11 protein-coding genes are annotated in these 13,550 nt (G+C 77.9%); 8 read left to right on the top strand and 3 right to left on the bottom strand.

The features are described 5' to 3' along the window. Positions 1-2: 2 nt before the first annotated feature. Entirely contained in the window at positions 3-980 is a 978-nt protein-coding gene (locus ACFWXO_RS07180) for a M48 family metalloprotease (protein ID WP_380522683.1), read from the bottom strand. Continuing rightward, a complete protein-coding gene (locus ACFWXO_RS07175) occupies positions 977-1,408 on the bottom strand; it encodes a BlaI/MecI/CopY family transcriptional regulator (protein WP_380522682.1) in 432 nt (143 codons plus the stop codon). Before ACFWXO_RS07175 ends, ACFWXO_RS07180 begins: the two co-directional genes overlap by 4 nt. Positions 1,409-1,596: 188 nt before the next feature. Here ACFWXO_RS07175 and ACFWXO_RS07170 point away from each other — a divergent pair, with 188 nt between their 5' ends. The 8 genes from ACFWXO_RS07170 to ACFWXO_RS07135 all read left to right on the top strand — a co-directional run bounded on the left by ACFWXO_RS07170 (position 1,597) and on the right by ACFWXO_RS07135 (position 12,972). Further along, entirely contained in the window at positions 1,597-1,761 is a 165-nt protein-coding gene (locus ACFWXO_RS07170) for a hypothetical protein (RefSeq protein ID WP_360234200.1), read from the top strand. A 204-nt stretch (positions 1,762-1,965) separates the two neighbouring features. Beyond that, entirely contained in the window at positions 1,966-4,821 is a 2,856-nt protein-coding gene (locus ACFWXO_RS07165; RefSeq protein WP_380522681.1) for a lantibiotic dehydratase, read from the top strand. Further along, the gene (locus ACFWXO_RS07160; protein WP_380522680.1) at positions 4,814-5,815 is read left to right on the top strand and encodes a lantibiotic dehydratase C-terminal domain-containing protein; all 1,002 of its coding nucleotides are present in this window, start codon (positions 4,814-4,816) and stop codon (positions 5,813-5,815) included. The genes ACFWXO_RS07165 and ACFWXO_RS07160 overlap by 8 nt, the downstream gene beginning before the upstream one ends. Continuing rightward, the gene (locus tag ACFWXO_RS07155; RefSeq protein ID WP_380522679.1) at positions 5,808-6,959 is read left to right on the top strand and encodes a thiopeptide maturation pyridine synthase; all 1,152 of its coding nucleotides are present in this window, start codon (positions 5,808-5,810) and stop codon (positions 6,957-6,959) included. The genes ACFWXO_RS07160 and ACFWXO_RS07155 overlap by 8 nt, the downstream gene beginning before the upstream one ends. 5 nt (positions 6,960-6,964) lie before the next feature. Continuing rightward, complete coding sequence (locus ACFWXO_RS07150) at positions 6,965-8,974, top strand: hypothetical protein (protein ID WP_380522678.1); 2,010 nt, start codon at positions 6,965-6,967, stop codon at positions 8,972-8,974. Then, positions 8,971-10,965: a TOMM precursor leader peptide-binding protein gene (locus ACFWXO_RS07145; RefSeq protein WP_380522677.1), complete on the top strand. Its 1,995-nt coding sequence runs from the start codon at positions 8,971-8,973 to the stop codon at positions 10,963-10,965. Before ACFWXO_RS07150 ends, ACFWXO_RS07145 begins: the two co-directional genes overlap by 4 nt. 89 nt (positions 10,966-11,054) lie before the next feature. Continuing rightward, positions 11,055-12,596, top strand: a complete 1,542-nt coding sequence (locus ACFWXO_RS07140; protein WP_380522676.1) for a SagB family peptide dehydrogenase — start codon at positions 11,055-11,057, stop codon at positions 12,594-12,596. A gap of 112 nt (positions 12,597-12,708) precedes the next feature. Continuing rightward, entirely contained in the window at positions 12,709-12,972 is a 264-nt protein-coding gene (locus tag ACFWXO_RS07135) for a hypothetical protein (RefSeq protein ID WP_380522675.1), read from the top strand. Positions 12,973-13,016: 44 nt separating this feature from the next. Here ACFWXO_RS07135 and ACFWXO_RS07130 read toward each other — a convergent pair whose 3' ends face one another. Next, positions 13,017-13,481 (bottom strand): tetratricopeptide repeat protein, encoded by a 465-nt coding sequence (locus tag ACFWXO_RS07130; protein ID WP_380522674.1) that lies wholly within the window; start codon positions 13,479-13,481, stop codon positions 13,017-13,019. Positions 13,482-13,550 lie beyond the last annotated feature (69 nt).

The following is a 13,550-nucleotide window of genomic DNA, read 5'->3' as shown; positions in this document are numbered from 1 at the left end:
CGTCAGCGGCCGGCGATCCGCTCCGCCGCGTACTCCACGTACTCGTGCAGGCCGTAGGCGAGCCCGACGGCCAGCAGGGCCGAGCACACGACCGCGACGCAGAACGCGGCGGCGGCCAGGCGTGGTCCGCGCCCCTGCGGCCCGGCGGGCTCCGGTCCGAGCAGCGCCTGCACCCGCTGGGGCACCGGCCCCGTGTCCACGGCGAGCACCCGGCCGCCGCCGTGCCGTCCGTCGCCGTACCGGCCGCCGCCGTACCGTCCGGCACCGGCACCGGCACCGGCCAGCGCGGCCCGGGCGATGGCGGTCGCGGCGGTCCGCCGGTCGGCCACCACCCGGGCCGCGGCCTCGTCCGCCCACCGCTCCAGGTGGAACTCCAGGGCGGTGCGCAGCCGCCCCAGCGCCGGATGGACGGCGGCGGCCAGGTCGGCGACACCCGCGAGCAGGTGGTGGCGTCCGTGCAGATGGGCCCGCTCGTGCGCGAGCAGCACCGCCCGCTCCGACGGTGTCAGGGCCCTGAGCATGCCCTCCGTCACGACGACCCGGCCGGCGCGCCCCCGGTGGCGGGGCAGGGCGAAGGCCTCCGCCTCCTCGCCCGGCACGACCAGGAGGTCGCTCCCGGGCGTGGCCGCGCCGGTCAGCTCCCAGGCACGCGCCAGCAGCGCGCGGTGGCGGCGCGCGGCCAGCGCGAGCCGGACCGCCTGCGCGGCGAGCAGCGCCCCGGCCGCGCAGGCCACCGGCAGCGCCGCCGGCCAGTCCGCGACCACCCGGCCGAGCGCCATGTGCTCCAGCCCCGCGAGGAACGGCACGTGGAGGAGGCCGACCAGCGCCGCTAGCGTGCCGCCCGCGAGGAGCACCGCCGCCCCGGTCAGCACGAAGGAGGCCGCGCGGGGCGGGAGCAGTCCGGCCAGGCGGTCCGCCGCGGGCACCGCTGCCCAGGGCAGGGCGACGGCGAGGGCGACGATCACGAGGAACAGCGTCATGCTCCGCCTCCCGCTGCTCCCGCTACTCCCTCGCCCGCCACGGCCGCGGGGGATCCGCCCTCCGCTTCGAGGAGGAGGCGGCGCAGGGCGTCCCCGTCGTCCGCCGAGAGCGAGGACACGAACCGCTTCAGGACGAGGTCCCGGTGCGGCTCCTTCTCCAGCTCCCGGCGCATCCGGCCGGCCGCCAGCCCGGCGGCGTCCGCGACGGGCGCGTACGCGAAGGAACGCCCCGGCCGGGTGCGGGCCACGGTCCCTTTCTCGTGCAGGCGGGTGAGGATCGTCGCCACCGTCGTCCGGGCGAGGTCCTGGTGCAGGGCGCCCTTGACCTGCTGGGCGGTCAGCGGCTCCCCGGCCGCCCACAGCACCGCCAGCACGTCCGCCACGAGCTCGCCGTGCGGGCGCCTGGCCTCCTGGCCGTCCCTCGCCATCTCTCTCCCCGGTCCGTACAAGTTAGGTGTGCCTCAGCTAACTTTACCGGGCCGGAGGCGGGCCACCGGAGGGTGTCCGGGCCGTGGACGGAGACGGCGCTCTCCGTATATCGGCTGTAGATCGGCGCTTGTGAAGGTTCTCCTGTCAGCCCGAACGGGCCGACGGAACGAGAGGAAGGACCGTCACCATGGACATGCAGCTGAACTCGCTCGACCTGGACGCCCTGGACGTCACCGGCATCGAGCTCGCCGAGGGCGACGCCATCGGTTCGCTGGCCACCGACAGTGCGCACACCGAGGTCGGCGCCTCCTGCGCCCCCTACGGCTGCCACTGCTACTTCAGCCTGACCTGATCGATCGGGCAGGGCACCCGCCCGACGGGTAGCCACTGAGGAGCGTCCCGCCGGTCCCGCCGGTCCCGTCGGTCCCGTCGGACCCGGCGAGGGCCTGCGGGACGCTCCCCGGCAGCACGACCACCGGTGACTGACCGGCGGTACCCCTCCGGCGCGCTGGGAAGAGCCCGTCGGACCCTCCGGAGACGAAACGGCGTTCCCACCGTGATTCCCCCCACCACCCCTGCCGTCCGCCGGTTCGCCGTCCGCGTCGCGGGACTGCCGGCCGACGCCCTGCACGAACTGCGCCGACCGGCCGTCCGCTCCGCGGTGGACCACCTGCTCGCGGAACGCGACCGGCTGGCCCACGAGGGCACGCGCCTGGCCGACGCCTGCCACCCGGTGATCGGCGCGCTGGCCGGCTCCGAGCTGAAACCGCGGGTGGTGGCGCTGCGCCGCAGCCTCCACGGCGCGAGCGTGCCCGGCCCCGCGGTCTGGTCGGACCAGGTCCGGCAGGCCCTGCCGACCGCCCTCGCCGAACGGATCGACGCCTGGCTGGCCGCCCTGCGCGCCCACCGGGCGGACTTCGCGGCGCTCCCGGACCGCTACGACCGCGACCTCCCGGACGCCCTGTCCGCCGTACGCCGCCACACCGCGAACCCGGCCTTCCGCCACGGGCTGGTCCAGGGCAACCCGATGCTCTCGGACGCGCTCACCGCGTGGCTCGACTCCCCGGCCGGTACCGAGCCGGCCCGCCGCACCAGGCTGCGCCTGGTCAAGTACCTGGCCCGGGCGGCCGCCAAGACCAGCCCGTACGCCACCTTCACCGTGACCGGCCTCGGCGAGTGGCGCCGCTGCGGCTCCGCCGTCGCGCCGACCGGCGCGACGGCCTGGCACAGCGTCGTCGAGCCGAACGTCTGGGTGATGCAGCGGCTGGCGCACGCGCTGGCCGGGCCCCGCACGCCGCCGCGCGGCCGGGTGCTGCGGGTCAATCCGACGCTGTGCGAGGAGGACGGCCGCTTCTGGTTCGTCGCACCGGGCTGGTCGGAGCGGGTGCTGTCGGTCGCCGCGGACGGAGCGGCCCGGGCCTGCGTCGACCTCCTGCGGGCCGGCGGCCCGCGCGCCGCCGCCGAACTGCGCGACCACCTCGCGGCCCGCGCCGGCGGGTCGGCCGCCCGGCCCGACGCGGTGGCGGCGGTAGCGGAGGTGACGGCGGCAACCTCGGCGACGACTGTGACGGAGACCGCGACGGCCTACCTCGCCAGACTCGTCGAGGTCGGCCTGCTGGAGGCGGGGCTGCCGTTCGCCGACCAGTCCCCGGACCACCTCGGCGAGCTGCTGCGCCACCTCGAACGCTGGGAACTCCCCGACGGACAGCGGCAGTTGCAGGCCGTCCGGCGCGCCCTGGCCGCCTACCCAGGGTCGTCGGCGGCGGTCCGGACGGCGCTGCACCGGGGGGTGGACCGGGAGATCACCGGCCTGCTGGAGACCTACGGCACGCCCGGCGACCGGACCCAGGCGCCGCCCCGCAAGAACCTCTTCCACGAGAACGCCGTCTTCACCGAGGTCGTCCTGCACGGCGACCCCCAGCGCTGGGCAGGCGCGCTCGCGGACCTCGCCGCCGTCGGGCGGCTGCTCGCGCTGTTCCGGCCCGACGCCGCACTGCGGCTGGTCGCGGCCGAGGTCTTCGCCGACCACGCCGGGCCCGTCCCGTTCCCGCTGTTCCACCGCGCTCTCGTCACCCGGCTCCGGGACGCCCGCCCCGGCAGCGCCGCGGCCGAACTGCGCGCCCTGCTCAACCCGGCCACGGCCGGCGGGCACCCGCCGGGCGCCAGCCCGGTGCCCGCCGTCCGGGAGCTCGCCGGGCTGCGGGCCGAGGCGATCGGCTTCCTGCGCGACCACCCCGCCGACAGGGACGGCGTCGTCCGCCTCCCGGCCCGCGCCGTCGACCGGCTGCTCGCCGACCTGGCCCCCCACCGGTCGGCCCCGGGACCGCTGTCCTGCTACGTGCAGGAGGCCGGCCGGGACGACGACGGCGACCTCGACCTCGTCCTCAACGGCGTCGGCGCCGGCCACGGGCACGGCACCGCCAGGCTGCGCCGCGTCCTGCCGGAACTCGCCCAGGAGAAGGGGGACTTCGCCGACCGGACGGCAGAACCCGCCGACGGTCCGGCGGACCGCCCGGGCGGCGTGCTGTTCGCCGAGAGCGGCGGCGCCTTCGGCAGCAACCTCAACCTGCGGGCCGACGGCGTCCGCTTCGAGATCGACACCCCGGGCGTCGACAGCCACCGGCCCGCGGCCGAGCGCCTGCCCGCCGCCGAGCTCTTCGTCGACCACGACCCGGACCGGCGGCGGCTCGTGCTGCGCCACGGACCGGACGGGCCGGAGGTCCGGCCGCTGCACCTGGGCACCATGGCCGACCGGCTGCTGCCGCCGCTGATGCTGCTCCTGGTCAGGCTGTTCGGCGAGACCCCCGGGCCCTCGGCCGGGCTGTGGGAGCTGCTGACGACCACGCCCGCCGCGCACTCCCGGGAGGTCCTGCACCGGCCGCGCACCGCAGTGGGCCGGGTCGTCGTGGCCCGGGCCTCGTGGTGCGTGCGGGCCGACGCCGTCCCGCGGCAGAGCCGCGGCGAGCACGAGGCCCACTACCTGCTGCGGCTGACCGACTGGGCCCGCCGGCACGGCGTGCCGGAGCGCACCTTCGTACGGGCCGTCCCCGACCGCCCCGCGCCGCGGCAGCCGGCCGGCGGGCGGGAACCGCAGCGCCCCGGGGACCTCGGGGAACTGCGCGACCGCAAGCCGATGTTCCTCGACCTCGCCAACCCCGACCTGGTCCTGCTGTTCCACCGGCTGCTCACCCGCCCCGACCGCGTCCTGCTGTTCCAGGAGGCGCTGCCCGACCCGGTGGCCGCGCCCGTCCTCGGCGACCTCGGACGACGGGTCGTGGAGTACGTCGTCGAGGTCGACCCGAGTGCCGAGCCGAGTGCCGAGCCCGGTGCCGACTCCGCTGCCGACCCGGGTGTCGACCCCGAGGTCGCCCCGGGTGCCGACCCTCGGACGGCGGGGGCCGGTCGTGGCTGAGCCGGGGCGCGGGAGCGGCCGGGAGTGGCTGAGCCTGCACGCGTTCAGCACGGCCGACGCCACCGCGCTGCTGGTGCGGACCGTCCGGCCGCTGGTCGCCGACCTGCGGCGGGACGGGCTGATCGACGAGTACTTCTACCTGCGGTACTGGGAGGGCGGCCCGCACCTGCGGCTGCGGCTGCTGCCGCGCACGGCCGCCCGGGCGGAGGCGGTGCGGGACCGGGCCCGCACCGCGCTGGGCCGGCACCTCGACACCCACCCGTCCGCCGGCCGGATGCCTGCCGCCGACTACGCGGCCTGGGCCGAGCGGCTGGCCGCCGCCGAGGGGCTCGCCGACCACGACCGCTCGGTGCGCGAGCACGACGCCGTCGAGGAGATCCGGTACCGGCCCGAGGAGTCGGTGTTCGGCGGGCCGGAGGCGGTCCGCGCAGTGGAGCGGCACTTCACCCTCTCCAGCGACCTCGCCCTCGGGCTGCTCGCCGACGGGGCGACCGGGCCGCAGCGCGCGGGCTTCGGCGCGGACGCGCTGATCCTGGCGCTCGCGGTCTGGGAGCCCGACCGGGACCGGCTGGCCGCCGCGCTGCGCCCCCGCCCGGGCGGCGCGACCGATCCCGCGATGGCGGACCGGGTGGCCCGTGCCCGGCGGCAGGCGGACGGCCCGGTCACCGGCGACGGACCGAAGGACCGCTGGCTGCGCTCGGTGCGCGAGCTGCGGGCCGACCTGCTCGACCTGGACGCCCGCGGCCGGCTGCGGATCACCGCCCCCCACCCCACCGCCGTCCCGCCGCCCGGCTCCGCCGCGCCCGGGCGGCGCGCGGTGCTGGCCGTGCTGCTGCGCTGCGTCCACCTGCTGCACAACCGGCTCGGCCTCGACCACGGCGTCGAGCAGCGCATCCGGCGCCTCGTCGAGTCCGGGCTGGCCGCAGCCCCCTCCGGCGCCGGTCGCGCCGGCCCATCCACCGACCCCGCGAGGACCGGGTACCACCGTGACTGACACCCACTGGCGCAGCCTCCAGATCCGCTACTACCAGGACGACAAGGACGCGCTGCTGCTGGACGCCGTCCGCCCCCTGTTCGCCGAGCTCGCCGACGTGATCGAGCAGCCGTACTTCCAGCGCCACTGGCGGCGCGGCCCGCACGTGCGGCTCAACTTCCGTACCACGGACAGTGCTTGGCGCGGGACCGTGCAGCCGGCCGCCGAACAGCGGCTGGCCGCCTTCCTGCGGCGCAGCCCGTCCACCGCCGTCCTCGACGAGGCCCGGGAGACCGCGGGCCACGCCCGCAGGGCGGCCCTGCTGGACGAGCGCGGCCCGCTGTCGCCGTGGTACCCCGACAACACCCTCCAGAGCGAGCCGTACGAGGACCGTCGGCACGTCCTGGGGAGCCCGCGGCTGGCCGAACTGCTGGACGAGGGCCACGCCGCGAGCAGCCGGCTCGCCCTCCCCGTCCTGGAGCACGTCCGCCGCACCGGCCACAGCCGGCTGCGGCCCGCGCTGTGGCTGATGTTCGCCTTCGCGCACACCAGCCTGCCGCCGGTGTCCCGGGGCTTCATGTCCTTCGCCTCGCACGCCGAGGGCTTCTTCGCCCAGTGCGCGGAACCGGACGACGTCCGGGCCGCCTTCGAGGCGCGGTTCCAGCAGCTGCGCGGCGAACTCGGCGACGACCTGGCCGCGGTGCTCGACACCCTGGACGGCACCGGACGGCTGCCCTTCGTCACCGAGTTCGCCGGGTACGTGCGGGACCGGAAGGCCGCCGCCCTGCCGCTGCTGGAGGGCGGCCTGATCGACCTGGACCACGCCGCCCGCACCCCCCTGCTCGCCGAGCCGCGACTCGGCGAACTGCTCGGCCTGCTGCTCGGCAACGCGTCGTACCGGAGCGAGGTGATGTCCACGACCTGGTTCCGCGGCCACCGGCTGGCGATCAACCAGCTGTACACCCACCTCGACCGGCTGGGCCTCTCGATGACCCAGCGCTTCCTGCTCTGCTACCTGACGGCCCGCACCGTCGAGGACGCCTTCGGGGTCAGCGCGCTGGACCGGGCCCGCGCCTACGCCGAGCGCCACCCCGCCGGAGCCGCCCCCACCGAGCTCCACCCCGCCGGAGCCGTCCCCGCCACCACCGACCCGCAGAGGAGCTGAGCCGGATGCGACCCAGACTCAACGACGACGTCCGCTGCGTGCCGGTCCCCGAGGGCGCCTACCTGCACGCCGGCCACCGCTCCTGGGTCCTGCCCGGGGCACAGGCGTACGAGTGGCTGCGACGGCTGACCCCGCACCTGACCGGCCGGCACACCCTGGACGAACTGACCGCCCCGCTCCCGGCGGACAAGCAGGGCGCCGTACGGGACCTCGTGCTGCGCCTGCACCGGCTCGGCTTCGTCAAGGACGCCCGGGAGGACCGGCCGCACGGCCTCGCCGAGCACGAACTGCGCGAGTACGCACCGGAGATCGCGTTCCTGCGGCACGCGCTGGACTCCGCCGAGCACCGCTTCCAGCGCTACCGGGACACCCGGGTGCGACTGATCGCCGACGGGCCGCTCCGGGAGGCGGCGCTGCGCGCGCTGCTGCGGACCGGGTGCCGCGACGTCGAAGTGGTCGCCGAACCGGCCGCGTTCACCGCACTGGACCGGTTCGCGTCGGCGCAGCGACGGGACCAGGACCAGCGGGTGCACCTGACGGACGGGTCGGACCTGCCGGACCGGTCGGACCGGTCGGACCGGTCGGAGCGGCCGGAGCTGACGGAGCGGCCGCGGGTCGGGGCCGTGCTGGAGGTCCGGACGGCGCACGAGGGGTTCGGGGCCGCCCGCCGGGCGCTCCTCGCGACCGCGGAGCACTGCGCCGCCGCCGGCCTGACCCCGGCCCAACTGCTGCTCGGCGGCGCCGAGGCCTGGTTCGGTCCGGCCGACGCCGGGGCCGCCGCATCCGGCTGGCGCCGGCTGCTGCCGCCGCGCGACGGAGAACGCGAGGCGCCGCTGGGCGGCGCCGTCCCGGGCCTGCTCGCGCACCGGCTGGTGCTCGGCCTGTTCCGCGCCCTGACCGGCCTGGACGACCTGCCGCCCGCCCCCGGGACCTCCGCCGCCCCCACCCTGGCCCGCACCGACCTGCACACCCTGGCCGGCTCCCGGCACCTGGTCCTGCCCCACCCGGCGGCCCCGACCAGCGGTGCGGCGACGCCGTCCGCCGACGCTCATGCCGCTGCCGCCGCCGACGCCGCTGCCGACGCCGACCTGCTGGTCCGCGCGGCGCGCGTCGTCGACGCCCGGACCGGCCTGCTCGGCGCGGTGGACGAGGCCGACTTCACCCAGTCCCCGCTCTGGGTCTGCCGGGCCGTCCCGCACGGCTACCGGGGCGAGCCGCTGGACGTACCGGCCATCGGCTCGGGCCTCGAACGGGACGAGGCGCGGGCCACCGCCGTGCTGGCCGGTCTGGCGGCCTACGCCGCGGACGCGACCGCCGGCCGGGCCGCGGACGAGGGCCGGACCACCCTCCAGGGCGTGGACCTGGCCGACGGCCGGCCCGTCCCCGTCCCGGTGCCGACCGCGTTCCCGGACCGCACCGCCGGGCAGCGGCTGCGCGGCACGGCCGGCGGCCGCTCGCCCGAGGAGGCGCACTGGCTCGGCCTCGCCGACCAGGTCGAGGCCCTGCTGGCCCGGGCGCGCGGCGCCGCCCGGGCCGGGGCCACCGCACTCGATCCGGCGGACTTCGCCGCCGACCCCCGCACCGGCCACCTGCTGCGGCTGCTCGGCACGGTCGGCGAGCCCGCCCTGTACGACCTCACCGCGGTGACCGGCGTGCCGGCCTGCGCCACCCGGCTGGGCACCGGGACCGTCGCCGCCGCCGGACGGGACCTGGCCGAGGCGGTCGCCCGCTCCGCCGAACGCGCGCTGCTGGCCTGGCAGTCCAGCACGGAGGACCAGCCCGGGTACCGGCCCGAGCCGGTTCCGCCGGTTGCCGTGCCCGTGCCCGCGGTCGCGGTCGCCGTGCCCGAGCCCGCGGCCACGCACATGGCCGCCGCCCCGGACCCCGACCTGGCGGCGCTGGCCGCGGCGCTGCGGACCACCACGGGTCTGCGGGCCGTCGCCGTCCCGCTGGACCTCGACCCGCAGGCGACCGCCGTCCTGCCCGACCTCACCCGGGTGGTGCTGCTCCCGTGACCGACCTCCGCACACCCGCCCGCGGCGCGGTCACCGTCGCGCTGCTCGGCTCGCCCTGGCTCGCCGCCGCCCCCGACCGGCGGACCGTCACCGCCGCCGACCCGGCGCAGCCCGGCCCGGACCTCCCGGACCTCCCGGAGGTCGCGGACGTCCTGGTCGTCACCACCGCCGGCCCCGGCGACCTCGAACCGCTGCGCCGGGGCCGCGCCTGGGCGGCCGCGCACCGCCGCCCCTGGCTGCCGGTCCGGCTGCTCGCCGGACAGGTGGTCCTCGGGCCCGCCGGCCTCCCCGGCCGCCCCGGCTGCCCGGGCTGCGCCGAGCTGCGCGAGCGCGACAACAGCGCGGAGCCGGCCCACCGTGAGCTGCTCCCGCCCGACCTGCCGGCGCTGCGGACCAACCCGCTGCTGCTCGACGCCGTCCGAGGCCTCGTCAGCGAGGAGACGGCCCGGCTCGCCGCCTTCGCCGGTCCCACCGTCGGCCCGCTCCCGCCCCGCACCGTCGACGCGGTGCTGCGGGTGGCGGCGGACACCGGCGAGACCTCCCGCAGCACCCTGCTGCCGCACCCGTACTGCCCGGACTGCGGCGCCCTGCCGGCCGACAGCGCGGCGGCGGCCGTCCTCGCGCTGCCGCCCGCGCCGAAGCTCCACCCGGACGTGCCCCGTACCGCCCAGCCGGACCCGGAGGTCCTCGCGGACCGCTACGTCGACCCGGTCACCGGCGTGATCGCCTCGGTGGACACCTGGTCCACCCCCGCCGCCCTGTGCGCCACCGCCCGGACGGCCCCCTCCCGGGCCGTCCACGCCAGCGCCAACGGCTACGGTCACGCCACCGACCTCGGCTCCACCCGGCTCGCCGCCGTCCTGGAGGCCCTGGAGCGGCTGGGCGGCGAGGCCCCGCGAGGCCGGCGCACCACCGTCACGGCCCGGTTCCGCGACATCGCGGACCACGCCGTGGACCCCCAGGGGCTCGGCCTGCACCACCCCGAGCAGCACGGCCTCCCCGGCTTCCCGTTCGCGCCGTACACCCCCGACCGGGAACTGCGCTGGGTGTGGGGGTACTCCTTCGCCCGGGGCCTGCCCGTCCTGGTGCCCGAGAGCTACGCCTACTACAACCGCGGCCACCTCGACGACTCCTTCGTGTTCGAGACGTCCAACGGCTGCGCCCTCGGCAACAGCCCGGCCGAGGCGGTGCTGCACGGGCTGCTGGAGGTCGCCGAGCGGGACGCCTTCCTGCTCACCTGGTACGCCCGGCTGCCCGTCCCCGAGGTCGACCTGGCCTCGGCCGCCGACCGCCGGATCCCGCTGCTCGCCGAGCTCGCCCGGCACCGGCTCGGCTACCGGCTGCGCGCGTTCGCCACCACCACCGAGCACCGGGTGCCCGCGTTCTGGGTCCTGGCCGAGGCCGACCCCGCCGCCGGATCCGCCACGCCGCGCGGGCTGGACCTGCTCTGCGGCGCCGGCACCGCGCTGACGGCCGAACGGGCCCTGCTGCGCAGCCTCTCCGAGCTCACCGGCTTCCTGTCCGGCGCCGACCGCCGGCACGACCCGGACCGGGCGGCCCGGATGCTGGCGGACCCGGCCGAGGTGCGGACGATGGACGACCACGCCACCCTGTACGGCCACCCGGCCGCCCGGGAACGGCTGGGCTTCCTCGGCGCCGGCGCGCCGCCCGTGCCGCTGGCCGCCGTGGCCGCCGGCACCCCCTGGCCGGAGCACCGGGACCTGATCGGGGACCTCACCGAACTGGTCGGCCGGTTCACCGGCACCGGCCTGGACGTGGTGGTGGTCGACCAGACCTCGGCCGAACACCGGGCCGGCGGGCTGGCCTGCGTCAAGGTGCTGGTCCCCGGCACGCTGCCGATGACCTTCGGGCACCGGTTCCGGCGCACCCACGGGCTGCCACGGCTGCTGACGGTGCCCCGGCTGCTGGGCCACCGCGACCGGGACCTCACCCCGGCGGAGCTCAACCCGGACCCGCACCCGTTCCCCTGAACCGCCGCGACCGATCCGCCACGGGCGACCGATCCGCCCCGCGCGACCGGCCGAGACCGGACCGCCACGACATTCCGCAGAGGTCACCCGTGTCACCCAGCGCTCCTCCCACCGACCCGGCACCGGGAGCGGCGGCCCGTGCCTACCTGCCGTACGGCCGCCACCCCGGACCGCTCCCGCAGTCCCCGGGCCCGCTCCCGCCCGCACACCTCGTCCACGCCGACCGCCCCACCGTGCCGCTGCCGTGGGAACCGGCGGACGGCGCCCACGACTGGCCGGCCGTCCTGGGCACGCTGATGCGCGAACTGCTCGGCCGGACCAGGGCGAACTGGATGTACCCGGTGGACCCGGCGACGGGCACCGCGCTCGCCGCCCCGCCCGGCCAGGGCGACTGCCGCCCCGCGCCGAGCGGCGGCGCCCGCTACCCGATCGAGGCGTACCTCGCGCTCGGCGCGGCCCCCGGCCTGCCGGCGGCGGTGTACCACTACGACGGCGTCGGGCACCGGCTGGTCGCCGTCCGCCCGGGGGACCACCGCAGGGCCCTGGCGCCGGGCACCGGCGAGGTGCCCGACCTGGTCCTCGTCCTCACGACGGTGTTCTGGCGCAGCGCCGTGAAGTACCGGGAGTTCGGCTACCGGCTGCAACAGCAGGAGACCGGGGTGCTGCTCGCCCAGGCCCAGACGGTCGCCGAGGCGCTGGGCGCGGCCGTCGGGGTGCGGCTGCGCCAGGACGACCGGCCGGTCGACGCGCTGCTCGGCCTCGACCCCTACGGGCAGAGCGTGACGGCCGTCCTGACGCTCCGCCACCCGGCCGCCCCGGCGGCCGGCCCGGGCCCCGGCGAGCCGCCGTCGCTGCCGTCGGTGGCGGCCGTACCGGAGACACCGCCGACCTCGATCCTGGGGCTGCTGCCCTACACCGCCGCCGTGCACGGGGCCTCGCTGACCGAACGGCCGGACGCGGTCCAGCCCGCCCGGCCGCTGCCCGCGCCCGTGTCCGCGCCCGGGGCGGCGATCCGGCTGCCCGACGCGGCCCCCCTGGGCTCGGCCGGCCTCCGCGCGGGGGTCGCGCGGCGCGCCTCGGCGAGCAACGGGTTCCTGCCGGTGCCGATGGACCGGCGGGCGCTGGCGGCGCTGCTCGGCGCCGCGGCCGCCGGGTACCCCGGGGACCTCGCCGGGGTCGCGACGGCACCCGCCGCGGTCGCGCTGTGCTGCGTGGTCCGCGACGTCACCGGCCTCGCCGCGGGCTGCTACGCCTACCGCGACGGGGAGTTGGCCCCGCTGCCGGTCCCGCCCGGCGCACCGGGACGGATCGCCGCCGGGCTGGCCGCGCCGCCGACCCGGCTGGACTACCTGGAGGCGCCCCTGACGGTCCTGCCGGTCGCCGCCCTGGAGGCGGGCATCGACGCGTACGGCGACCGCTGGTACCGCCTGGCCCACATCGAGGCCGGGCTGGCCCTGCAACGCGCCGCCCTCGCGGCGGCCGCCCTCGGCCTGTCCGCCCGGATCCGCTCCGACGCCTCCTGCGCCGCCACCGACGAGGCCCTCGGCCTCCCCACCGCCGGGCTGACCAGCCTCAGCGCCCTCCACATCGGCACCCCCCGCCCCGGCCCGACGCTCGGCTTCCCGGTCTAGCTGCCCGTGAGGGGCGTTGATCATTTGTCTATCGGCGGCTGCGAAGCTCACCGGGTCGGCACACACTCCGGTGGGCCGGCGCTACTGCCTCCGCAACGAACTGGAGTCCCCCATGAACCGTGTTCCGAACGCCGCCAAGCGCGCCGCAACCCTGCTGGGCCTCGCCACCGGTGCCGTGCTGCTCGCGGCCCCGGCCGCCCAGGCCGCCCCGGCCGGGGCGGAGGGTTCCGCCCGGGTGTCGGCGTCGGCTGTGACGTTCCAGCCGGGGGCGGCGGCCCTGGCCGGGGTGAACGGTGACCCCAGGGTGCACATCGACGAGACCAACGAGTGGAACACCATCGCCTCCAGGCCGCTGCCGTCCGGCGGGCAGCTCTGAGCCGCCCGGCCCCGACCGCGGCGGATCCCCGGGGGATCCGCCGCTCAGACCTCGGAGCGCAGCCGGTCGAGGAGTTCCCGGGCGTCCGCCGCCTCCGGCAGTCCCAGGGCGGCCAGCGAGGCGTACGCCCGGGCCGCGTGCACCTCGGCCGCCGCGCGGTCGCCGAGGCCGGCCTCGGTCCGGGCCAGGATCTGGAGGGCGTAGGCCAGGTCGCGTTCGCCGTCGCGCGCGCCCTCCAGGTGGGTCACCGCCGCCCGGGCCTCCGTCAGGGCCTCCGCGGGCCGGCCGGTCACCCGCAGGGTGTCGGCGCGCCGGTAGCGGGCCATTGCCTCCTGGCGGGGCAGACCGGCCGTGCGGCACAGCTCCAGGCATTCCTGGTAGGTGGCCAGGGCCTCGTCGTGGCGGCCGAGTTCGTGCAGTGCGCGGCCGCGGATCCCGAGGGCGTGGGCGGCCCCGTGGCTGTCCGGGACGTCCCGCAGGGCCAGCAGTTCCTCGTCGCAGATCGCCACCGCCTCCTCGGCGTGGGGCGGCCCCTGACCGGGGGGTGGGGGGGGGGTGGGGGTGTGGGGGGGCCCGCG

The sequence above is a fragment of the Kitasatospora sp. NPDC059088 genome, from assembly GCF_042738155.1.
In the GTDB taxonomy this organism is placed as follows: domain Bacteria; phylum Actinomycetota; class Actinomycetes; order Streptomycetales; family Streptomycetaceae; genus Kitasatospora.
This window is presented reverse-complemented; position numbering and strand designations above follow the sequence as displayed.